Origin of the sequence: Mesorhizobium sp. M0292, assembly GCF_040321695.1 — a bacterium.
Lineage (GTDB): Bacteria > Pseudomonadota > Alphaproteobacteria > Rhizobiales > Rhizobiaceae > Mesorhizobium.
Map to the genome: position 1 here is coordinate 276,396 of NZ_JAMYSB010000004.1, position 22,051 is coordinate 298,446.

General features: G+C 61.0%; 16 protein-coding genes and 1 pseudogene. 13 read left to right on the forward strand and 4 right to left on the reverse strand.

Features of this window, described 5'->3' with window-relative positions:
* Positions 1 to 51 precede the first annotated feature (51 nt).
* The 6 genes from NKI96_RS08205 to NKI96_RS08230 all read left to right on the forward strand — a co-directional run bounded on the left by NKI96_RS08205 (position 52) and on the right by NKI96_RS08230 (position 6,642).
* Complete coding sequence (locus NKI96_RS08205; protein ID WP_023668101.1) at positions 52 to 1,530, forward strand: ABC transporter substrate-binding protein; 1,479 nt, start codon at positions 52 to 54, stop codon at positions 1,528 to 1,530.
* An 81-nt stretch (positions 1,531 to 1,611) separates the two neighbouring features.
* Positions 1,612 to 2,571 carry a carbohydrate ABC transporter permease gene (locus NKI96_RS08210; RefSeq protein WP_023691376.1) on the forward strand — a complete coding sequence of 320 codons (960 nt, stop codon included), beginning with the start codon at positions 1,612 to 1,614 and terminating at the stop codon, positions 2,569 to 2,571.
* Complete coding sequence (locus NKI96_RS08215; protein ID WP_023691377.1) at positions 2,568 to 3,458, forward strand: carbohydrate ABC transporter permease; 891 nt, start codon at positions 2,568 to 2,570, stop codon at positions 3,456 to 3,458. The genes NKI96_RS08210 and NKI96_RS08215 overlap by 4 nt, the downstream gene beginning before the upstream one ends.
* Positions 3,459 to 3,582: 124 nt before the next feature.
* Entirely contained in the window at positions 3,583 to 4,680 is a 1,098-nt protein-coding gene (locus NKI96_RS08220; RefSeq protein ID WP_023691379.1) for an ABC transporter ATP-binding protein, read from the forward strand.
* Between the two features lie 31 nt (positions 4,681 to 4,711).
* Positions 4,712 to 5,875 carry a mandelate racemase/muconate lactonizing enzyme family protein gene (locus NKI96_RS08225; protein WP_023691380.1) on the forward strand — a complete coding sequence of 388 codons (1,164 nt, stop codon included), beginning with the start codon at positions 4,712 to 4,714 and terminating at the stop codon, positions 5,873 to 5,875.
* 23 nt (positions 5,876 to 5,898) lie between these two features.
* Positions 5,899 to 6,642 carry a ribonuclease activity regulator RraA gene (locus tag NKI96_RS08230; protein ID WP_023668095.1) on the forward strand — a complete coding sequence of 248 codons (744 nt, stop codon included), beginning with the start codon at positions 5,899 to 5,901 and terminating at the stop codon, positions 6,640 to 6,642.
* A gap of 79 nt (positions 6,643 to 6,721) precedes the next feature.
* Here the strand turns inward: NKI96_RS08230 and NKI96_RS08235 are convergent, their stop codons facing one another.
* Together NKI96_RS08235 and NKI96_RS08240 are read right to left on the reverse strand one after the other, a co-directional pair.
* Complete coding sequence (locus tag NKI96_RS08235) at positions 6,722 to 7,858, reverse strand: DUF930 domain-containing protein (RefSeq protein ID WP_023691381.1); 1,137 nt, start codon at positions 7,856 to 7,858, stop codon at positions 6,722 to 6,724.
* Between the two features lie 141 nt (positions 7,859 to 7,999).
* Complete coding sequence (locus tag NKI96_RS08240) at positions 8,000 to 8,155, reverse strand: YjiS-like domain-containing protein (RefSeq protein WP_023681184.1); 156 nt, start codon at positions 8,153 to 8,155, stop codon at positions 8,000 to 8,002.
* A gap of 233 nt (positions 8,156 to 8,388) precedes the next feature.
* Between NKI96_RS08240 and NKI96_RS08245 the strand changes: the two genes are divergently transcribed.
* The 7 genes and pseudogenes from NKI96_RS08245 (at position 8,389) to NKI96_RS08275 (ending at position 14,018) form a co-directional block, all read left to right on the forward strand.
* Complete coding sequence (locus NKI96_RS08245) at positions 8,389 to 9,258, forward strand: LysR family transcriptional regulator (protein ID WP_023691382.1); 870 nt, start codon at positions 8,389 to 8,391, stop codon at positions 9,256 to 9,258.
* A 322-nt stretch (positions 9,259 to 9,580) separates the two neighbouring features.
* Positions 9,581 to 10,561 (forward strand): cell division protein FtsZ, encoded by a 981-nt coding sequence (gene ftsZ / locus NKI96_RS08250; protein ID WP_031198409.1) that lies wholly within the window; start codon positions 9,581 to 9,583, stop codon positions 10,559 to 10,561.
* Between the two features lie 453 nt (positions 10,562 to 11,014).
* The gene (locus NKI96_RS08255) at positions 11,015 to 11,656 is read left to right on the forward strand and encodes a hypothetical protein (protein WP_023702102.1); all 642 of its coding nucleotides are present in this window, start codon (positions 11,015 to 11,017) and stop codon (positions 11,654 to 11,656) included.
* A 183-nt stretch (positions 11,657 to 11,839) separates the two neighbouring features.
* A complete protein-coding gene (locus NKI96_RS08260) occupies positions 11,840 to 12,811 on the forward strand; it encodes an SDR family oxidoreductase (protein ID WP_023687856.1) in 972 nt (323 codons plus the stop codon).
* Between the two features lie 264 nt (positions 12,812 to 13,075).
* Entirely contained in the window at positions 13,076 to 13,393 is a 318-nt protein-coding gene (locus tag NKI96_RS08265; protein WP_023691385.1) for a hypothetical protein, read from the forward strand.
* Between the two features lie 26 nt (positions 13,394 to 13,419).
* Entirely contained in the window at positions 13,420 to 13,596 is a 177-nt protein-coding gene (locus NKI96_RS08270) for a PCC domain-containing protein (RefSeq protein WP_023691386.1), read from the forward strand.
* Positions 13,597 to 13,706: 110 nt separating this feature from the next.
* A pseudogene (locus NKI96_RS08275) lies at positions 13,707 to 14,018 on the forward strand (GFA family protein).
* Positions 14,019 to 14,143: 125 nt separating this feature from the next.
* On the opposite strand, the gene NKI96_RS08280 reads toward NKI96_RS08275, so the two are convergent.
* Together NKI96_RS08280 and NKI96_RS08285 are read right to left on the reverse strand one after the other, a co-directional pair.
* On the reverse strand, positions 14,144 to 16,180 hold the full coding sequence (locus NKI96_RS08280; protein WP_352803712.1) for a PAS domain-containing hybrid sensor histidine kinase/response regulator: 2,037 nt from the start codon (positions 16,178 to 16,180) through the stop codon (positions 14,144 to 14,146).
* 49 nt (positions 16,181 to 16,229) lie between these two features.
* Positions 16,230 to 21,941: a HAMP domain-containing protein gene (locus NKI96_RS08285; RefSeq protein WP_352803796.1), complete on the reverse strand. Its 5,712-nt coding sequence runs from the start codon at positions 21,939 to 21,941 to the stop codon at positions 16,230 to 16,232.
* Positions 21,942 to 22,051 lie beyond the last annotated feature (110 nt).

A 22,051-nucleotide genomic window follows, 5' to 3' on the forward strand; every position in this document is an offset into this window, starting at 1 on the left:
TCGAACGAGCCCCTTGGCGCACGGCGGCATGGGAGAATCTGGGAGGATACTATGACGAGGATTACACTCGGCGGTGCCGTCCTGCGCGGCACAGTCGCCACTGCTTTGATGGCGTCGCTCATGTCGGGATCGGCGCTGGGTTCGCCGCCGGTCGATTTGAGCAAGTGGTCGCCGGAATATGTGCGCTCCATCGCCGGCACACAGGATTTCGACACGGCCGCCGATTGCGGCAAGGTCACTCCGCTCGACTACAAGGGGCGACTGACGTTCTGGTATCAGGGTGTGTTCGAGGGCGACCCCGATCTCCTGCGCCAGTACTACAAGGATTTCTTCGAGACCTTCCGCAAGACCTATCCGAACATCCAGCTCGAGGATCAGGCCCTCACCTACAACGACCTTCTCGACAAATTCCGCACGGCGCTGCTCGGCAATGCGGCGCCGATGGCGGTCCGCCTGCAAATCCTGGGTGGAACCGAGTTCGCCTCGAAGGGTTATCTGCAGCCGCTCAAGCCGGAAGATGTGGGCTATCCCACAGAGGATTTCTGGCCCGGCGCCATGAAGGCGGTAACCTGGGATGGCGTGACCTACGGCATTCCCACCAACAATGAGACGATGGCGTTCATCTGGAACGCCGACATTTTCAAGCGTGCGGGCCTCGATCCGGACAAGGCTCCGGCTACCTGGGACGACGTCGTCAAATATTCCAAGCAGATCCATGACAAGCTCGGCATTGCCGGCTACGGCCTCGTGGCGCGAAAGAACGCCGGCAACACGCCGTACCGCTTCATGCCGCAGCTATGGGCCTATGGCGGCGGTGTCTTCGACGAAGCCTCCGCGAACCCGACCTATAAGGAGGTCGAGCTCAATAGCCCGCAGAGCAAGGCGGCGTTGCAAGCCTCCTACGACATGTATGTTCGCGACAAGTCGGTTCCGGTTTCGGCCCTCACCAACCAGCAGGCCGATAACCAGCCCCTGTTCGTCGCCGGCCAACTCGGCATGATGGTCTCGCACCCGTCCGACTATAACGTCATGCTCGACCTGCAGAAGAAGGCAACGGGCGCCGACAAGGATAAGGCGCAGACCGTCATCGACAACATGCGCTATGGCCTGATTCCGACCGGCCCCGACGGCAAGCGGGCGGTCGTGTTTGGTGGCTCGAACATTCACATCCTGAAGCCCGAATATGTCGAGGGCGGCAAGGTGGACGAGCCGGCCGCAAAGGCCATCATCTGCATGTGGACGAGCCCTGAATGGTCGTTGAAGATGGCGTATGCCGGCTCGAACCCAGGCAACCTCAACGGCTTCAAGACCAAATGGATGAAGGAACGTCTGGACAACATCAAGTTCCTCGATGTCACGACCTCGATGTTGCCATACGGCATTCCGTTTCCGGCGCTGCCGCAATCGCCCGAGATCATGAATATCATCGTCCCGGACATGCTGCAGAACGCCCTGACCGGAGCGATGACCGTCGATCAGGCAGCGGACGACGCGGCCGAGAAGGTGAAAAACCTGATGGACGGACTCTAGTCCGGGCCTGACCTGCGATCCGACCGGCTGCGCCGATAGTGCGTGCAGCCGGTTTGCTCCGAACAACAAGGGCACGCCATCGTGACGATCGTGACCGGGAAGGCCGAGGCTCGCCGAAGATTGCAACCCGGTAGCTCCGGGGTGCTGCGGAATATCTGGGAGCATCGCGCCGACTACGCTTACGTGCTTCCAGCGATCGCCGTGATGCTCATCGTCATCGCCTATCCGATCTACTACACGGTCGAGCTGTCGTTCTTTAAGACGCCGCCTGGCCTGCAGCTCCGCGACAAGACCTTCATCGGATTGGACAACTACACGGCCATCCTCACCAGCCAGGTGTTCTGGAAAGTCACCCTGAACACCCTGATCTGGACGATCGCATCCACCTTCGTTGCCTTTGCCTTGGGGTTTGCCGCCGCGCTGGCGCTCCACCGCGAGTTTATCGGCCGGGGTGTCCTGCGCGCTGTCCTGATCATTCCTTGGGTCATCAGCGCGGTTGCCGCCTCCTATATCTGGAAGTGGATCTACCATTCGGACTTCGGCATCATCGGCGCGGTGCTGGTCGGCCTCGGATTGGCTGACCGGCCGCCCAACTTCATCGACAACGTCAGCACGGTGCTGCCCTCCTTGATCGTCGTCAATATCTGGCGCGAGTTTCCGTTTGCCATGATCATGATGATGGCCGGCTTGCAGACGGTCCCCGACCAGTTGCTGCGCGCCGCGGAAGTCGACGGGGCCAATGCATGGCAGCGTTTCTGGCACGTCACCTTCCCGCATCTGCGCAACGTCTCGACGGTGACGATCCTGTTGCTCGCGGTGGCCAATTTCAATTCCTTCATCATCCCGTGGATCATGACCGGTGGCGGGCCGTCGAACGCGTCGCATATCTGGATCACCCACATCTATGAGCTCGCCTTCGGCCGTCAGCGATGGGGTGTCGCATCGGCCTATTCGGTACTCCTGTTCCTCATGCTGATGGTGCTGGGCTACTTCTACGTTCGTGCGCTGGCCGGCAACGAGCGCAACGAGGGGAGCGCATGAGCACGATCGTCGAGACAGCCCCTCGAGGTCCAGCCCGGCGCCGCATGCGCATCGACGGATGGCGTTGGGCCGGGCGCGTCTTCCTCGTGTTCATGCTGCTTTACACCGCGTTGCCGATGATCTGGATGCTGATCACATCGATCAAGTCCGGGTTCGCGGCGATGCAGTTCCCGCCGCAATGGTGGCCGGAAGAGCCTACCCTGGCCAGCTACCAAAAGCTGCTCGATCCGCAAAACAGCGTCGGCCAGGACTTCCTGCGTTTTTTCTGGAACAGCCTCTACGTGTCCACGGTCACCACAATCCTTTCGGTGATCGTGGCCGTTCCTGCGGCCTACGCGTTTTCGCGCTTTCGTTTCCCCGGACGAAACTTCCTGTTCTTCACCGTGCTTTTGCGCAACATGTTCCCGGCGGTGATCTTTCTCGTGCCCCTCTTCATCCTGATGCGCGCGATCGGGCTGGTGAACACGCATGGCTCGCTCATTCTCACCTATCTCACCTTCGGCCTGCCGCTGGCGATCTGGCTGCTCAAGGGCTTTTACGACAACATTCCGGTGCAGCTCGAGCAGGCGGCGCGGATCGATGGGGCGACCCGGTTCCAGGCCTTCATCCTGATCGTGATGCCTCTGTCGACGCCCGGTATCATCGCCACCGCGATCTATTCCTTCATTGGCGCCTGGAACGAGTACATCTATGCCTACACCTTCCTTTCCAAGAACGAGCAGTTGACCCTGCCGGTCGGCATACAGCGTTTCTTCTCGGAGAATACGACGGACTTTCCGGGCCTGATGGCGGCCAGCTTCATGATGAGCGTGCCCGTCGTGGTGCTGTTCCTCCTCCTGCAACGATACTTCGTACGCGCCCTTACAGAAGGCGCGGTCAAACACTAGAGCCGGATGATTTCAGGTCTGTTCGACCTGAAATCTGAATGCGCCTCTAAATCAAAGAGATAGAGCATGATGTCGTCCGAAAACCGCTTCACACTTTTCGGCATCATGCCGTAGGGAGTTGCCGATGGCCCACGTGGTCCTGAGAGATCTCGTCAAGACCTATGGCGGCTTCAAAGCTGTCAACGACGTTTCGCTGACGGTCAATGACGGCGAGTTCGTTGCGCTCGTCGGCCCTTCGGGCTGCGGCAAGACAACCACGCTCAATCTTGTCGCGGGATTGATCCCGGTCACATCGGGCGACATCGTCATCGGCGACCGCGTGGTCAACGACCTCGACCCCAAGGACCGGGACATCGCGATGGTGTTCCAGAACTACGCGCTCTACCCGCAGAAATCGGTCTACAAGAACCTGGCGTTCCCGCTGCAGATGCGCAAGCTGCCCAGGGACGAGATCGACAGGAAGGTCAAGGAAGCGGCGCGCGTGCTCGACATGACGCACCTTCTCGAGCGCAAGCCGCGCGAACTTTCAGGCGGGCAGCAGCAACGTGTCGCCTTGGGGCGCGCCCTCGTCCGCGACCCTGCCGTTTTCCTCATGGACGAGCCGCTCTCCAACCTCGACGCCAAACTGCGCGTGCAGATGCGCTCGGAGATCAAGCGCTTCCACCAGGACCTCAAGGCGACCATCATCTATGTCACGCACGACCAGCTCGAAGCCGTGACCATGGCCGACAAGATGGCGGTGATGAACAGCGGCTACCTGTTGCAATACGATTCTCCGGCGCAGGTCTTTGCCCATCCGGTGAACATGTTCGTCGCCAGCTTCATCGGCAGCCCGGCGATGAGCCTTGTTCCACTGGAGGCATCGACAGCAAACGGCAACACTGCGTTGACCGGCGCGGAGGGCTGGAGCCTTGAGCTCTCGCCGCTCAACGCCCGGAAGGTTGCGGGGGCAACGTCGAGGAAAGTCGTGCTCGGCGCACGTCACTCGACCATCAGGCTCCACAAGAGCGCGGTGCCAGGCAGCGTCCCGGCCAAGGCCTATACAGTGGAGCCGACCGGAGACGTCACCTTCGTGCAGGCGTTGCTGTCAGGCGCCATCGTCAACATCAGCGTGTCCCCCAACATCGCCGTCGCACCTGACGAGCAGATCTGGCTCGAGTTCGACCAGGAGCGGCTGCATCTGTTCGATGGCGAAACTGAACTGGCCCTCAAGGCCGGCTGAGACAAGACGGGGTTCATTGGGAACGTTGGGGATGACTGAAAAGCTTAAGATCACCGCGATCAAGCCCTATCCTGTGTGGGTTGGAACGCGCAATCAGATGCTCGTCAAGATCGAGACCGACCAGGGCGTCTTCGGCTGGGGCGAGAGCGGCTTGAGCGGGCGCGAAAAGGCCGTTGCCGGCGCGGTCGAGCATTTTCGCGAGTTTCTCATCGGCCGTGACCCGATGCAGATCGGGCGGATCTGGCAGGAGGCCTATCGCAGCCAGTACTTCGAAGGCGGGCGCGTTCTGCAGGCGGCTATCTCCGCCATCGACATCGCCCTTCACGACATCAAGGGCAAGGCGCTGGGGGTGCCGGTCTACGAACTGCTGGGCGGCAAGCAGCGCGACTGCATCCCCACCTTCGCCTCGACCGGAGACGAGGCCGAGGGCGACGTCGCCATCGAACGAGCCCGGGAGCTGCGCGCACGGGGGTGGCAGGCGATCCGCTTCTTCCCCGTAGGGCAAAGCAGCAGGGACATCTTCGAACCCCGCGAGTCGATCGGCGCTACCGCGAGCATGCTGAACAAGGCGCGCGAGGCGCTGGGCGACGACGTCGTCCTCGGCATCGACTATCATCATCGGCTGTCGGTGGCAGAGGCGGCGAGCTTCTGCAACAAGCTCGGCCGCGGCGTGCTTGATTTTCTCGAGGAGCCGATCCGCGACGAGACACCTGAAGCCTACGAATCCCTGCGCAGGATGACCGACATTCCCTTTGCCATCGGCGAGGAATTTGCCAGCAAGTGGCAGTTCCTGCCCTACATCGAGCGCGGCATCCATCAGTTCAACCGGCTCGATGTCTGCAATGTCGGCGGGCTCACCGAGGCGATGAAGGTCGCTGGCTGGAGCGAGGCGCATTATGTCGACCTGATGCCGCACAATCCGCTTGGTCCGGTGTGCACGGCCGCGACCCTGCATCTCGCCGCCGCTGTACCCAACTTCGCGTGGCTCGAGACCAGGGAACCCGAGACGAAGCTGGGCTTCGACAATTCCGACTTCTTCCCCGTGCAGCCACGGCTCGACGGTCCCGACTATCCGGTAAGCGACCTGCCGGGGCTCGGCGTCGAGGTCAACGAAGCGGCGGTCCGGGCGGAGGCTTTTCGTTTCTGGGAAGCGCCTCACCTCAGGCGCCGGGACGGGTCTGTTACGAACTGGTAGTTCCATCTCAACCGGAGTCCACAATGACGCATATCCCTGACATCACGCGACCGCCCAAAGACCTCATTGACGCCCTGAGGGAAATCGGCGCCGCGACGGTTGCCGGCACGCTAGGCCACATGGGTTTCCGCAATCCGCACATGGTCGGTCCGGTGGCGCAGAACCATGGGAAGTCGATCGTCGGGCCGGCGCTGACGCTGCAGTTCCTGCCGCAGCGGCCGGACCTCTTCAGCGAGGGAGAATACGCCGACCCGGAAACGCAACTGCACCGGCACGTGCTCTATCACGCGCAGGAAGGCGATGTGGTCGTCGTCGACGCGCGCGGTGACATGAGCTCGGGCGTCTTCGGCGATATGATGTCGACCTACTTCAAGGGCAGAGGCGGCGCGGGCATCGTCATCGATGGATGCATGCGCGACCGGCCGAATGTCGAAAAGCTCGATCTGCCGCTATGGCTGCGCGGCTGGACGCCCAACTACCATGTGCAAACCAGCATCTATCCGAACGCCGTCAACGTTCCGATCGCCTGCGGCGGTGTCACGGTGATCCCGGGCGACATTATCATCGCAGACGACGATGGGGTGGTAGTGCTTCCCGTCGCAATGGCCGCAAAGGTGATCGAAGAATCCCGGAAGCATCACGATTGGGAAGAGTTCTCGCGAGAGAAGCTGATGCAGGGCGCACCGCTGCAGCGCTACTATCCGCTGCATGACGATGCCCGCGGCGAATATGAGGAGTGGCGCAAGGCCAACCGCCCGGCGGATTGAGATGCAACCACGCGGCACCCAATCACAGCGCCTTGGACATAAACCAGTCGCCCAGCGCGTGGGCATGATAACGCGCAGGCTATCCCCCCGAATGCTGCCGGCGAAGTTCCTGTTCAAGCTGAGCGCTTTCGGCTGGCGAGGCGGCAGACCCGACATGAGAGTCGAAGGACAACACTCGCGTCGCGTCGGTGTCGACCTCACACCGGAAGCTCACATGGTACCATCCGATCGTTGCGCGAAAGGCCGCATCCGGATCTATAACAATATTGCCCGACTTCAGCGGTCTCATTGGTAGCCACTCGGGAGAAAACTCGGCGCCCTTCAGCTCCTCGGCCAACACGTTGGCGCAAAGTGTGGCAACGCGCTCACCGCGAGACATGCCGTCGGTCGCGGTGGTGCCGAATGCATTGCCGGTAGCGCCGTGCGAGAAGAGCTCGCGGACGCCCGGAAGGCCCGAGTAAGCCCCGGCTGAGGCCACCTCCGTGGAGCTAGGCTTCCTGGCGCCTCCGCCTCCAGGCTTCGAGACCTTTGCAGGGCTGCGCTTCGGCGCGTTTTCGGGCCTGGCCTTCGGCGCCTGGGCCGATGCAGGAAGCTCGATCTCACCATCATCGCCGGGGGTGGCCAACGGCGTCGCGGCTGCCTGCTTGTCAGCATCTTGCGGCTCTTGTTTGTCTGCTCCCTGCTTGCTCGCGTCCTCGGTTGCCTGCTTCTCCTGGGTCGGCTCGGAGGCTGCGGTTGCCGGCTTCTCCTCGGTCTTGGTCGTACCCGCCGGCTCCCCGGAGTCTGGCGACGCGGCGGGTTTGCTCTCGACGTCCTTCGGCTCACCTGGCGGCTTCGTATCCTTGTCCTTGACCGGTGTCGGCGAATTATCCTGCGCGCTGGCTCCATCCAGGGATTTCCTGGGGCCGGTATCCTTGTCGCCGAACTGGAATACAGGTTTCAGCACCTCGAGCGCCGGCGGCTTTTCCGCTACAGGCTTTTCTACTTTCGGTTCCGGTTGCTTTTGCGCTTCAGGCTTTGGAGGCGGCGGGGGCTCAGGCTTCGGCGGTTCGGGTGGCGGGACGAGTGCGACATTGACCGGTTCCTCCTCCTGCGGCTGCTGGGCAGGAACGGGCAGGCCATAGACCAGGAACGCGGTGATGAGCGCATGCAGGACCAGCGATGCGGGCAAGGCCCACAGCAAGGTCCGACGCCGCTCGGATTTCTCGGTCTTCATCCCTCACGATGTGGAGCGAAACTGCGGCGGCATCAAGCGTGGCAACCGTATTGGCGCATTCAGCCGCAGCTCAGCAGTGAGGAGACGACGCCTGATTGCTTCTCGCCGCCGGCTCCATTCTCTGCATGCCCGCCTCCAATCTCAGCGACGCAGGCTGGCGTCGCGGGCACGCTCGCGGAGCTCTTCGCGAGAAAGGCCCGCATCCGCCAATATGCTGTCTGGAAGCCGCCTCAAGCTCGCAAGCGTCTGGCGATAGGCAAGCCAGCGGGCGAAACGGTGTCGAAGTTCATGCAACATATCGTCTCCTTGAGAGCGAAATACCTCACGCTCTTGAGTTGGTCGAAAACGCAAAGCAATCGCGCAAAGCGTATGCACGATCAAAGGATTGGACTGACTTCCTGGCCAACCGAGGTGCCTGTCTTTGTCCCACCAGGGCAGGAATTTCCAGCGCCTCCAACGGCTGCATACTTGCGCATGATGTCCGCTTCGCGCTACAGCCACGGTCGCAAGGAGTTTTTCATTTCTGCAAAATGGATATTGGCTGGGACGATCTGAGGTTGTTTCTCGACGTTGCGCGGCTGGGTGGCCTGAGCGCGGCTACGGCAACCACGCGCCTCAGCGCAGCCACACTCGGACGACGCGTCACCGCGCTCGAAAAGCAGATCGGCGAAGCGCTGTTCGTACGGCAGCAGACCGGCTACCGGCTAACCCCGGTCGGTGAAGAACTGCTGCGGCGCGCCGAAGACGTCGAAGCAGCAATGCAGTCGCTGACCCGCTGGCGCGAGGGAAACCTGCCCGACCGCATTGTCCGCGTCTCGGCCGGGCCTTGGACCTCGGCCTTCGTTTCTGCCCATATCGGCGAAATCTGGACGGTCGATGACGGCATCAGGGTGGAACTCGTCACCACCACCGACCGGGTCGACATCGGTCGCCGCGCCGCCGATATCGGCATCCGCAGCGAGCGCCCGACCGAACAGTGGCTGGCCGGCCGTCAGAGCGGCAAGGTCGCGTATGCCATCTATTCCGGACGCCACCTGATCAACGGCATCGCCGCCGGGTTGTTCGTCGGCGTCACCGGCGAAGGGGCAAACATTGCCTCGGCGCGCTGGCTGCAAGCCCATCACGGCGACCGCATCGCCGTGCGCGGCAACAACACCCATTCGGTGCGAGAACTTGTGGCCGCGGGCGCCGGCCTTTCCGTCTTTCCGTGCTTCGTCGGCGACAGCGATCCGCGGCTGGTTCGTGTCGCTCAGCCTATCCCCGAACTCGAAACCGACCAGTGGATCGTCACCCATCATGAGGAACGCCACTCCCCGCCGGTACGAAAGATTGCCAACCGGATTGCCGCTCTGATGCGGGCCCATCAGCCGTTGTTTCGCGGCAAGATGCCGATCCGCTAAGCGTCAGGCGTCGCTCGGTCGCCAGATTCTCAAGGTTCTCGCGCGTGAGGCGGGCGCGTGAAGCTTGGAGGGGTTGGATCCCGGAGATTGTGGATTTTCGCTGGCCAGAATCCGAGCCGATTCCGGAACATCGGACTGGAGACCCATTCAAAAGGTCGGCTCATTCAGGCGTATATGGTACAAGTCCCACATCTTGTCTTGCCGCAAAGTTCACCCTCTGATTCCCTGTGCCAAGGCGATAGAACCTGATTCTTGCACCTGGCGTGTTCAAGCGGCGCGTTCCGGGAACCTTTTGTCGACCAATTCCAAGGAGAACAAGACGATGAGCACCGCGGCAAGGCCCGTCATCTCTGAAATGCGACCGAAGATAACCGTTATTGGTGTCGGCGGTGGCGGCGGCAACGCGGTCAACAACATGATTGCCGAAAATCTGCAGGGTGCGGAGTTCATCGTCGCCAACACCGATGCCCAGGCACTGACCATGTCGAAAGCATCGCGGCTGATCCAGCTGGGCGCCCATGTCACGGAAGGCCTGGGCGCCGGGTCGCTGCCCGCGGTCGGCCGCGCGGCAGCCGAGGAATCGATCGACGAGATCAGGGACCACCTTGCGGGAACCCATATGTGCTTCGTGACCGCCGGCATGGGAGGCGGAACTGGAACCGGTGCCGCGCCTGTCATAGCGAACGCTGCACGGGCAGCCGGCATCCTGACGGTGGCGGTCGTCACCAAGCCGTTCACCTTCGAAGGGAAGCGCCGCATGCAAGCCGCCGAAGAGGGCATCGAGCAGCTTCGCGAATGCGCCGATACCGTGATCGTTATTCCGAACCAGAACCTCTTCAGGATCGCCGACGCAAAGACGACTTTCGCGGACGCCTTCGCCATGGCTGATCGCGTCCTTTATTCCGGCGTCGGCTGCATAACCGATCTCATCGTCAAGGAGGGGCTGATCAATCTCGACTTCGCCGACGTGAAGTCGGTGATGCGCGACATGGGCCGCGCAATGATGGGTACCGGGGAAGCCACGGGCGAGGACCGCGCCAGGAAGGCCGCCGAAGCGGCGATAGCAAACCCGCTTCTCGACGAAGCCTCGATGATCGGCGCCAAGGGCGTCCTGGTCTCGATCTCGGGCGGCATGGACATGACGCTGTTCGAAGTCGATGAGGCCGCCACCCGCATCCGCGAGGAGGTCGACGCCGACGCCGACATCATCGTCGGCGCCATATTCGACCGGGCACTCGCCGGAAAGTTCAGGGTCTCAGTCGTGGCGACAGGATTGCGGCAGGGACTGGAGATGCCGCAGTAGGCAGGATCCGGGCTGCTGATTTATGAGTCTGGTGGACGTGGTCATGGGCTTCGCCACCGAAAAGTTTGGCCCGCAAGCCCGCACCATTGAACCTGCCGGTGAATTCGCGTTGCCGGCCTAGGGACCGAATTTGTTTCGAGGCCGCTGCCACGAATGCGCGAACTCGCATCAGCGCCGCCGCGGAACCGCCCCCAACTGCAACCGCCGCGAATGCGCTTCGACCCGGATCCCCAACAGGAGGCCATACGGATTGACCACGGCAGACATTTCGCCTGCGATATGGCCAGCATCTGCTGACCACATGATCGGCCCTTTCTGATCGCTGATGCGGGCTCGCTGGATATGGCACAATAAAACCGGCATGGGTCAGGCGTCGGGAGCATCCAGTGGCGGCCAGCCTCGCAAGCACTATATCGAAGAAAAACTCAGGTCGACCCGACAGGAGCATACTCCATGGCTGACACGCCGACACCCGATGCTTCGTTTCTCGCGGCCCTGACGACAGAGCATTTCGTGCAGCAGACAGCGATCAGCACGTCCATAAGTGAAATGGCGTCGCGAACGACCATCTACATTATGTCTCTGTCGAGCGCTCTGGTGGCAACGGGCTTTGTTACGCAGTCCTCCGAGTTCTTCCTGCCGTTTGTCGCGGTTGTGCTGCCATCGGTCTTTTTACTGGGTGCCTTTACCGTCTTGAGGTTGGTCGACATCGCCGCTGAGAACATGCAGGCCCATATCGGCATTGCCCGGATCAGAGCCTACTATCGAACTTTGGGCGACGAGGCTGCCTTCCAGTTTTCCAAGGAATTCGGTCGCTGGCCCGAAAATGACGCCGAACCTTCTCTTCGTACTGGGCCTCTCCTGGCGTACCTGACCACCGCAGCGACTATGATCGCATTCATAAATGCCATCGTCGCTGCGGCGGGCGTTACTCTGCTTGCGTTTCGTGTCGGTGCAGAACTATTGCTCGCGCTGTGTCTTGGCGCTGGAACAGCAATCGGCTTGATGACGATTTTCTATTTATACCAGCGCCTTCGGACGAAAGGCATGGTCCGCATTGCCAAACCCTATGGTTCTGAAAAAAGCGTGCTTTGAGCGGGTAATGAATGTGGTGTTTGTCTGAACGCCGCCGGCATGGCAATTCCGATCTCATTGACGACCAATGCTCCACGCCCCTCGCAGGCTGTTCGCAATGGCGAGCCCTTTCGGGATCGAGATATTTGCGCAAACTTTTTTGCCCGGCATGCGTTGTTCGTTCTCCGAGCACAGGAGAAAGCCATGCAGACTAAGTCGCAGACTTCAGCCGAAGCCGCCAAGCAACGCCATATCCAGCGTGGTATCGACGCCAAAGACGAGACGAAGAGCAATGGCAAAATGCAACAAGCGATGCAAGCCGGCGCTCGCAAATATCCCGAGCCGCCTTTTCCCGAGCAGCATCAACCCAAACCGGGGCATGAATGGGCGATCGAGCCCGCTCCGCTCTACGATGCGCCTTACTACCTCGGATCGAAAAAACTCGATGACAAGGTAGCGCTTATCACGGGTGGTGATTCCGGCATCGGCCGTTCGGTGGCAGTCTTGTTCGCCCGCGAGGGCGCCGACATTGCGATCGTATACTTGAGTGAAGACAGGGACGCCGAAGCGACCAAAAACGCCGTCGAAAAGGAAGGCCGGCGTTGCATACTGATAAAAGCCGATGTCAGTGAACGCGAGCATTGCCGCAACGCCGTGGCGCTGACGGTCGAAAAATTCGGCAGGATCGACGTGCTGGTCAACAACGCCGCTTTCCAAATCCATTCCAGTGACTTCAACGACCTGACCGAGGAACATTTCGACACGACGCTGAAGACCAATCTTTACGGCTATTTTCATATGGCGCAGGAGAGCGTGCCGCACATGGAGCCGGGCTCCGCGATCATCAATACCGGTTCGGTGACCGGCATCGACGGTTCCAAGCAACTGGTTGACTATTCGATGACCAAGGGCGGCATTCATGCCTTCACGCGAGCGCTTTCGGGCAATCTGATCGGCAAGGGCATCCGGGTAAACGCGGTCGCGCCAGGTCCGGTGTGGACGCCGCTCAACCCTTCGGACAAGGAAGCCGACGACGTCTCGAAATTCGGCGCGGATACGCCGATGAAACGGCCAGCGCAACCGGAAGAACTTGCCCCGGCTTACGTGTTCCTCGCCTCGTCGCATTGCTCGAGTTACATCACGGGAGAGATCCTGCCGGTGGTCGGTGGCTACTGAGGTCGCGGAACGTATTTCATTGCGTTGGCTACCGAGTAGACGGCACGCGACGACGTCGTCTCCAGGGAGACGCTTGCCGCGCTCGATCGCTTCAAGAAAAGCGTGATCGGTGCCGTGCGCCGCTTCACGGCACCCGCCACGGCCCCGGAGCAATAGCGCTCCGTGTTGGTCGAAATCCTCGCCCGCGTTTCAGTTTTCTGAATTTCCACTTGGAACTCTCCCGCCGGCATCCCGTTCAAACATCATTGAGCCAGGAGAACGACCATGCCACGAGGCGACAAATCGAAATACAGCGACAAACAGGAACGCAAAGCCGACCACATTGCCGAAGGCTATGAGAAGCGCGGTGTTTCCGAGAAGGAATCCGAGCGGCGGGCATGGGCGACCGTCAACAAGGACGATGGCGGCGGCAAGAAAGAAGGCGGCGCGGGTCGTGGTAAACACACCGGACACCCCGCGGCCCACAAGGGTGGGAAAAGCGGCGGCAAGGCATCGGCTTCACGGTCAGCCGCAAGCCGATCGGAATCGGCAAAGAAGGCAGCGGCAACCCGCAAGCGGAATGCCGAGCACCATGCCCATTAACTGCCCCGCAACAGGTTCGGAACGCGATGAAACCCAAGCTCGCTAACCAGGTCAGCGGGCAAAGAATTTTCGTCGTGGTGCTCGACCTCGGCGACGAAGGCTTCGGCGCGCTGACAGCCTTCGCAACCGACCAAAACCTCGGCAGTGCCTCTTTGACTGCGATCGGAGCGTTCGGCGCCGCCTTGATCGATCTTGATGCGTGAGGTTGGCAAGCGCCTACCCGGCTCCTTGGCCATCCATGGCGGATGTCTCTGTGGCAGGATCCGATTCAGCGCCGGGATCGAACCGAGGGTTCACTACTGCCAACTGCGATATGTGCAGACGAGCGACCGGCAGCGCGTTTGCAGTTCTTGCCTGGATGCCCTGCAAAAGCCTGACCTGGAATTCCGGAAAGCCAACATAACGAAGGTCTTCGCCGATTGCGCAAAGAGGCTTCTGCCCAGAATGCGGGTCGCCGCTCAGCCTTTGCTACGACGCGTCGCCAACCGAGATCGCGCTGCACGTCGGTACCTTCGATGATCCGGCTCATCTGGAGCCTCGGTACAACTATGGTTCAGCGCAGCGCCTTGGTTGGGTGTGCTGCGGAATAGACCTACCGGACCGCGACACCGAGGAGCGCTGGTAGCGCCGCCTGTTGCGAATGACCTAGATTGCCGATCAGGAATGCGGCCCTTGTCGCCGTGCCCCGAAAGTGCGGTCTCGATCTGCCCGGCCTGCCGACGTGGCCAGACCGTCGACAAGCCCTAAGCGCTAGCCGGTTTTGATCCTTTGGGGGGCCGCATTCTCTATCGCGAGGAAAATCGCTTCGAACAGATCCTCGTCGCGGAAGGGCTTGCCGAGCAAGGGCACGTCGGCCGGCCGATCGGCAATATCCCGGGCATCGGCATAGCCCGTGATCATGACCGCTGGCCAGTCCGAGCGCAAATTGCGCGCGAAGCGGATCACGTCGACGCCGGATACGAGTGGCATGGCGAAGTCGGTGATAATGACGTCGAACTGGTTGGGAGTGCGCTCCATCATGGCCAGCGCCTCCGCCCCTCCTCCCGCGCAGGTCACCTCGAAACCACGTTGGCGAAGGGACTCGGCGGTCAATTGCCGCAAAACATGGCTGTCGTCGATCAGGAGGATTGATGGGTGCTCCATCCCGGCATCGGCGAACGCTCGTTCAATGTCGGGTTCCACCACAGGATCGACCGGCTGTTCGGTCGATCGTGGCAGCCAGAGTTGCATGGTAGTTCCGCGGTTAACGACGCTTTCTATGCGAAGTGTCCCACCTGACTGCTTCATGAAGCCGTAGACCGTGCTGAGGCCGAGGCCCGTTCCCTTACCGACCGGCTTGGTGGTGAAGAACGGTTCGACGACCTTGGCGACAAGATCGGGGGGTATGCCGGATCCGGTGTCCTTGACGGCGATCATGACATAGTCGCCCGGCGGAATATCCTCTGTTGGCGTCCCGATCGATCGATTCTGCGCATGCACGGTTATTGTCCCGCCAGAGGGCATGGCGTCACGCGCGTTGAAAACCAGATTCATCAAGGCCAATTCAAGTTGGCCTGCATCGACATGCACCAGCCAGATCGTGTCATCGATCTGCCAGTCGAAACGGATCAACCCCCCCAGCACGGGCGCCACCAATCCGTTCATCGTGTCGCCCAGCGCAGCAAGGCGCACCGCTTCCGGCTTCAGGGTCTGGCGCCGCGAGAATGCCAGCATTCGCGCGACAAGGTCAGCGCCTTGTTTTGCAGAACGCCGCGTCAGGTCGAGTACCTGTTGCGCCTGATCATCCAACGCAGCCCGCCGTTCAAGCAGCCCTAACCCACTGAGAATTGCGGCGAGCAGGTTGTTGAAATCATGCGCCAGGCCGCCGGTTAGCTTGCCGATAGCGTCGATGCGCTGGGATTGAAGCAGCTGATCCTCAAGACCGCGCCGCTCGGTGATGTCAAGCAATGTGCCGATGATTTCCGGTTCACGGCCATCTGAGCCGTCCGACATCACCCCCTGGTCGAGAAAAATGCGATACTCGCCATTGGCGCATTGCCAGCGGAACTCGCACGTATAGGAGCCGGTGGTTTTTGCCGCCAGCAGCGCTTCCTTCAATCGCGGCAGATCGTCGGGATGAACGCGGCTGAGACCGAACTCCGGATCCGATGTCAGGTATTCAGGCGCAAAGCCGGTCAAGCGCTCGACGCCCTCGGTAACAAAGCGCGCCGCGAAGGGTGGCTCGGCTGCCCGAGCATGAAAGCAGACCGGCAACGAATTCAGGATGGCATCCTGCCGTTGCTCGGCGCTGCGCAGCGCGCGTTCGGCCTGAAGCTTGTCCTTGTGCGCCTGCAACGCCTGCGCCAATAGTCCCTGCTCGACCTCCGCCTTGCGCTGGATCTCGAGCGTCTTCTCGTGGAGTTCGACGAAAACCGCGACTTTCGAACGCAGCATGATCGGATCGAATGGCTTGAACACATAGTCGACCGCGCCGGCATCATAGCCGCGCAGCATATGCGCATCCTCCTTGTTGATGGCGGTCAAGAAGATGATTGGGGTGCGCTTGGATTGCTCGCGCTGGCGGATAAGTGCGGCCGTTTCATACCCGTCCAACCCTGGCATGAGGACATCCAGGAGAATGACGGCGAACTCCTCTTTCAGCAAAAAGCGCAGAGCCTCTTCGCCCGATTGGGCGCAGATGACCTCTCCGATAGTCGCGAGCACTTCGCTGATCGCCAGCAGATTGCGCTCATCGTCGTCCACCGCCAGGATACGGGCTCTTGCCGGCCCTTCGGCAAGAGCTGCCACCTCAAGTTTCCTTACCCTGTTTCTTGCCAGCTTTTGCATCGAACGGCCGTCAGTTCGCTGCCAGGAGAATTTTTTCCGGGCTCTCGACACGGGATCGGGCACGTCCGATCCAGACACGAAGCAGCGCCAGCAGGAGATCCAGATCGACGGGTTTGGCGATGTAGTCGGAAGCCCCGGCATCCAGACATTTTTGCCGATCCCCCTTCATCGCCTTTGCGGTGACGGAAATCAGCGGGATATGAGCAATCGCCGGTGTGCCGCGAATCCGCCGCATCGTCTCGTAGCCGTCCATCTCCGGCATCATGATATCGATCAATGCCACGTCGACATCGGGCGCCTGTTCAAGAAGCGCGATGCCATCACGGCCCCGCTCGGCATGCAGAACCTGTATGTCACAGGTCTCCAGAACACTGGTGAGCGAATAGATGTTGCGAATGTCGTCGTCGACGATGAGAACTTTCGCCCCGGCGAGATCGGACTTGCCGTTGTGTTCAGTTCCTGCCCAGGCCTCTTGGCGACCTTCTCCCGGCAGCGTTGCCGAAATGTGCAGCGCCAATTGAGCGAAGTTCTCCGCCCGCGGTGCTTCCGCCAAGGCCGGGTTCAATGCCAGCACCTGTTCAAGCGCGTCCGGGTGAGGCGTAAAGAACAGCAGCTGCGGCAAGGCTTCGCCGAATTGGCCGGTGATCTCGTCCAGCGCCTTTGCGTTGTCCTTGGCGGAGCGTCCAAAGCCGAGCACGACGGCATCATAGGAGGCGAGGCCAACGTCTTCTGCATTGGCCGCAACACGACCGATCGCGGTGACCGACGTTACGCCGTCGCGGATTGCCTCGACCAGCGCCAGACGCCGCTCCGGGTCAGGGTCCACGACCAGAACGCGGCGCTGAACGCGGAGCTTCTTCGAGTGGATATCCTGAAACACCTTCATCAGCTCGTCCGAGGAAACGGGCTTGGTGGAAATGCTGGACGCCCCCTTGCGTGCGAGACTGTCGATGTCTTCGGCACCCGAGATGACATGGATGGGAATTCCCCTCGTCTTCTGGTCATGCCGCAGCAGATCGAAAAGCACCCAGCCATCGATATCCGAAAGTCCGAGATCAAGTGTGATTGCGTCGGGAACGAGCTTGCGGGCCAATGCCAGCGTGCCGGAACCTGCAGTCGACAGAACGCCTTTCAGCCCGGCCGACCGGGCGAGGCCAAGCAGCAACCCGCCAAAGGTCGGATCATCTTCGACGATCAACACGATCCGATCGGTGGGTAGGATTGAATCGCGGTCGTCGATCAGCTCTGCCGAGGGCGGACTGCTGAGCAGAGCTGTCGCAGCAACCGCCTCCGCCGCCGGAGCCAAGGTCGACTGTACTGTCGTCACGCGGGGGCCGTCGAACGGGATGATGAGGGTAAATGTCGACCCCTTGCCCGGCGTGCTTTCGACCCGCAATTCGCCGCCAAGCAAGCGAGCGATCTCGCGGCTGATCGAGAGCCCAAGGCCGGTGCCACCATACTTGCGGCTGGTGGTGCCGTCGGCCTGCTGGAAGGCCTCGAAAATCAGCTTCTGTTTGTCTTCTGGAATGCCAATGCCGGTGTCGGTGACGGCGATCGCGAGAGCCTTCACCGGCTGCGTCGCGCCATTGCGGCGGCCGGCCTTCTCAACCCGGAAGTTCAGGCTGACCTCGCCTTCCGAGGTGAATTTGAACGCGTTGGAAAGCAGGTTGAGGACAATCTGCTGCAAGCGTTTCTCATCTGTGCGGACCGTGTCGGGAAGCGCCGGATCGACCTTGATGGTGAAGCCAAGTCCCTTGTCGGCTGCCAGCTGACGAAAAGTTCGTTCCATATGCTGGCGAAGATGCGTCACCGGCATATCGTTGATGTCGATGGAAACAGTGCCCGACTCGATCTTCGACAGATCGAGGATATCGTTGATGAGGCTGAGAAGATCGGTTCCTGCCGAATTGATGGTGCGGGCGAACTCTACCTGTTTTTCGTTGAGGTTGCCGTGCTGGTTGGTCGCCAGCAGGTTTGACAAAATGAGCAGCGAATTGAGCGGCGTGCGCAGTTCGTGGCTCATATTGGCCAGGAACTCGGACTTGTATTTCGACGTGAGTGCCAGTTGCTCGGCTTTCTCCTCCAGCGCGCGTCGCGCCATCTCGATTTCGAGATTCTTGTTTTCGACCTGCTTCTTTTCGTTCTCGAGCAGCTGCGCCTTTTCCTGCAGCTCCTCGTTCGTCGCATGCAGCTCTTCCTGCTTTTTTGTCAGCTCGGTTTGACGCGCTTGCAATTCCGACGTCAGCAGTTGCGACTGCTTGAGCAGGCCCTCCGTGCGCATCGTCGCAGCGATGGTGTTGAGAACGATGCCGACGGATTCCATGAGCTGGTTGAGGAACGACTGGTGTGTGTCACGAAACTCGCCGAACGAGGCGAGCTCGATGACGGCTTTGACTTCATCCTCGAACAGGGCAGGCAGGATGATGACATTGGCTGGCGAGGCGCTGCCAAGACCAGATGTGACCCGAAGGAATTCTGGCGGCACATTGTCCAGCATGATGGCGCGCTTGTCGGCGGCACTTTGCCCAACCAGGCCCTCTCGCAGATCAAGCCGCTGCTTGATGGCAGCTTTGCTCTCGGCGCCATAGGAAGCCGCCAGCTCAAGATAGGATTCCTCCTCGTCGCGATTGGTGACGTAGAACACCCCATACTGGGCGTTCACCAGAGGAGCGAGTTCGGACATGATGAGCCGCGAGACGGTGGCAAGATCGCGCTCGCCTTGCAGCATGCGCGAAAACCGGGCGAGATTGGTCTTCAACCAGTCCTGCTCGGCATTCTTCAGCGTCTGATCCTTCAGATTGCGGATCATTTCGTTGATGTTGTCTTTTAGCGCGGCGACCTCGCCGGACGCTTCGACGCTGATCGAACGGGTAAGATCGCCCTTGGTCACCGCCGTCGAAACCTCGGCGATGGCACGCACCTGGGTGGTCAGATTGGCAGCGAGTTGATTGACATTGTCGGTGAGGTCGCGCCAGAGGCCGGCGGCACCTGGCACACGCGCCTGACCACCGAGCTTACCCTCGATGCCCACCTCACGGGCGACGTTGGTCACCTGGTCGGCAAAGGTGGCAAGCGTCTCGATCATGCCGTTGATGGTGTCGGCCAGCAGGGCGATCTCTCCCTTCGCGTCGACCGTCAGTTTGCGCCTGAGATTGCCTTGCGCGACCGCCGTCACGACATCGGCGATGCCGCGCACCTGATTGGTCAAGTTCGTCGCCATCAGGTTGACGTTGTCGGTCAGGTCCTTCCAGGTACCGGCAACACCTTCGACGCGCGCCTGGCCACCAAGCTTGCCCTCGGTGCCAACCTCACGCGCGACTCGGGTGACCTCGCCGGCGAAGGAGTTCAACTGGTCCACCATGGTGTTGATGGTCGACTTGAGCTCCAGGATTTCGCCCTTCACATCGACGGTGATCTTCTTCGACAGGTCGCCGCGCGCCACGGCGGTCGTGACTTCGGCGATGTTACGCACCTGGCCGGTCAGATTCTCGGCCATCGAGTTCACATTGTCTGTGAGATCCTTCCACGTGCCGGCAACGCCGCGCACCTGCGCCTGGCCTCCCAACTTGCCTTCCGTGCCGACCTCGCGTGCCACGCGCGTGACTTCCGAAGCGAAGGAATTGAGCTGGTCCACCATTGTGTTGATGGTGTCCTTCAGCTCCAGGATCTCGCCGCGGACATCGACGGTGATCTTCTTCGAAAGGTCCCCGAGCGCCACGGCGGTGGTCACCTCGGCGATGTTGCGCACCTGGCCGGTCAGGTTGGCCGCCATGGCGTTGACGTTTTCGGTCAGATCCTTCCACGTGCCGCCTATGCCGCGCACCTGGGCCTGGCCGCCAAGCTTGCCGTCGGAGCCGACCTCGCGCGCCACACGCGTCACTTCCGAAGCGAAGGAATTGAGCTGGTCGACCATCGTGTTGATGACGTCCTTGATCTGCAAGATCTCGCCCAGCGCGTCGACGGTGATCTTCTGGGTCAAGTCGCCGGTCGCAATGGCCGTTGCCACCTTCGACACGTCACGCAACTGCACCGTCAAATTGCCGGCCATGGCGTTGACGTTGTCGGTCAGATCCTTCCAGGTGCCACCGACGCCTTCGACATGCGCCTGGCCACCAAGCTTGCCTTCCGATCCCACTTCGCGGGCCACACGCGTGACCTCAGAGGCAAAGGAGTTCAGTTGGTCGACCATCGTGTTGACGGTGTCCTTGAGCTCCAGGATCTCGCCTTTGACGTCGACGGTGATCTTCTTCGACAGGTCGCCGCGCGCCACGGCGGTGGTGACTTCTGCGATGTTTCGAACCTGGCCAGTCAGGTTGGCGGCCATGAGATTGACGTTGTCGGTCAAATCCTTCCATGTGCCGCCGACGCCCCTCACCTCTGCCTGGCCGCCCAGCTTGCCTTCGGTGCCGACCTCGCGTGCCACGCGCGTCACTTCCGAGGCAAAGGAGTTCAGTTGGTCGACCATCGTGTTGATGGTGTCCTTGAGTTCCAGGATTTCGCCTTGCACGGCGACCGTGATCTTCTTGGACAGATCGCCCGACGCGACCGCCGTCGTCACCTCGGCGATATTGCGCACCTGACCGGTCAGGTTCTCGGCCATCGAGTTGACGTTGTCGGTGAGGTCCTTCCAGGTGCCGGCGACGCCGCGCACCTGCGCCTGGCCGCCAAGCTTGCCTTCGGTGCCAACCTCGCGTGCCACGCGCGTGACCTCGCCCGCGAATGAATTCAGCTGGTCCACCATTGTGTTTATCGTGGATTTCAGCTCGAGAATCTCGCCCTTCACGTCGACCGTAATCTTCTTCGACAGGTCGCCCAAAGCCACTGCGGTCGTCACTTCGGCGATGTTGCGCACCTGGCCAGTCAGGTTCTCGGCCATGGAATTCACATTGTCGGTCAGATCCTTCCACGTACCACCAACACCCTCAACGCGCGCCTGGCCGCCAAGCTTGCCTTCAGTGCCGACCTCGCGCGCCACGCGCGTCACTTCCGAAGCGAAGGAATTAAGCTGGTCCACCATCGTGTTGATGGTGTTCTTCAGTTCTAGGATTTCGCCCTTGACATCGACTGTGATCTTCTTCGACAGGTCGCCCGACGCGACCGCGGTCGTAACCTCCGCGATGTTGCGCACTTGCCCGGTCAGGTTCGTGGCCATCGCGTTGACGTTGTCGGTCAGATCTTTCCACGTGCCGGCGACGCCCTTGACCCGGGCCTGGCCGCCGAGCTTGCCTTCCGTACCGACCTCGCGCGCCACGCGCGTCACCTCAGAGGCGAAGGAGGCCAACTGGCCGACCATGGTGTTGACGATCTTGCCGATGCGCAGGAATTCGCCACGCAGCGGTCGGCCGTCAATTTCGACCATCATGGTCTGCGACAGGTCGCCCTTGGCGACGGCGCCGATAACGCGCGCAACCTCAGCCGTTGGCTGAACCATGTCTTCTATGAGATCATTGACTGAACGGACACTGGATTCCCAACTGCCGGTGGCATTGCGAACCCGGCCGCGCTCGCCTATCCGCCCTTCCTTGCCGACGACCCGGCTCAAGCGCTCGAACTCGCGCGTCACTTGGTCGTTGAGATCAGCGATCTCATTGAAAGTCTCAGCTATCTCGGAATCGAGGCCTTCATAAACATTGTCGATGCGGACGGAGAAATCGCCGCGCCGGAAGGCTTTCAGAGAATTCAGGATGCTTCGACGGTCCAATTGCTTCTTGGATGCCTGCACGGTCACAGCGCCACTCCCAGCCCTATGGATTTATACGGATAAAATTGCCCCCGCGGCCAATGGTGGATCGCGCCGCAAGACCCCAAACGCGGCATTTTCCATTTTGTTCC

Coding starts and splice junctions, on each gene's coding strand:
- NKI96_RS08245 (WP_023691382.1), top strand. CDS start 8,389: ATGGATATTGGCTGGGACGATCTGAGGTTGTTTCTCGACGTTGCGCGG.
- NKI96_RS08255 (WP_023702102.1), top strand. CDS start 11,015: ATGGCTGACACGCCGACACCCGATGCTTCGTTTCTCGCGGCCCTGACG.
- NKI96_RS08270 (WP_023691386.1), top strand. CDS start 13,420: ATGAAACCCAAGCTCGCTAACCAGGTCAGCGGGCAAAGAATTTTCGTC.
- NKI96_RS08260 (WP_023687856.1), top strand. CDS start 11,840: ATGCAGACTAAGTCGCAGACTTCAGCCGAAGCCGCCAAGCAACGCCAT.
- NKI96_RS08230 (WP_023668095.1), top strand. CDS start 5,899: ATGACGCATATCCCTGACATCACGCGACCGCCCAAAGACCTCATTGAC.
- NKI96_RS08205 (WP_023668101.1), top strand. CDS start 52: ATGACGAGGATTACACTCGGCGGTGCCGTCCTGCGCGGCACAGTCGCC.
- NKI96_RS08220 (WP_023691379.1), top strand. CDS start 3,583: ATGGCCCACGTGGTCCTGAGAGATCTCGTCAAGACCTATGGCGGCTTC.
- NKI96_RS08265 (WP_023691385.1), top strand. CDS start 13,076: ATGCCACGAGGCGACAAATCGAAATACAGCGACAAACAGGAACGCAAA.
- NKI96_RS08235 (WP_023691381.1), bottom strand. CDS start 7,858: ATGAAGACCGAGAAATCCGAGCGGCGTCGGACCTTGCTGTGGGCCTTG.
- ftsZ (WP_031198409.1), top strand. CDS start 9,581: ATGAGCACCGCGGCAAGGCCCGTCATCTCTGAAATGCGACCGAAGATA.
- NKI96_RS08215 (WP_023691377.1), top strand. CDS start 2,568: ATGAGCACGATCGTCGAGACAGCCCCTCGAGGTCCAGCCCGGCGCCGC.
- NKI96_RS08225 (WP_023691380.1), top strand. CDS start 4,712: ATGACTGAAAAGCTTAAGATCACCGCGATCAAGCCCTATCCTGTGTGG.
- NKI96_RS08240 (WP_023681184.1), bottom strand. CDS start 8,155: ATGTTGCATGAACTTCGACACCGTTTCGCCCGCTGGCTTGCCTATCGC.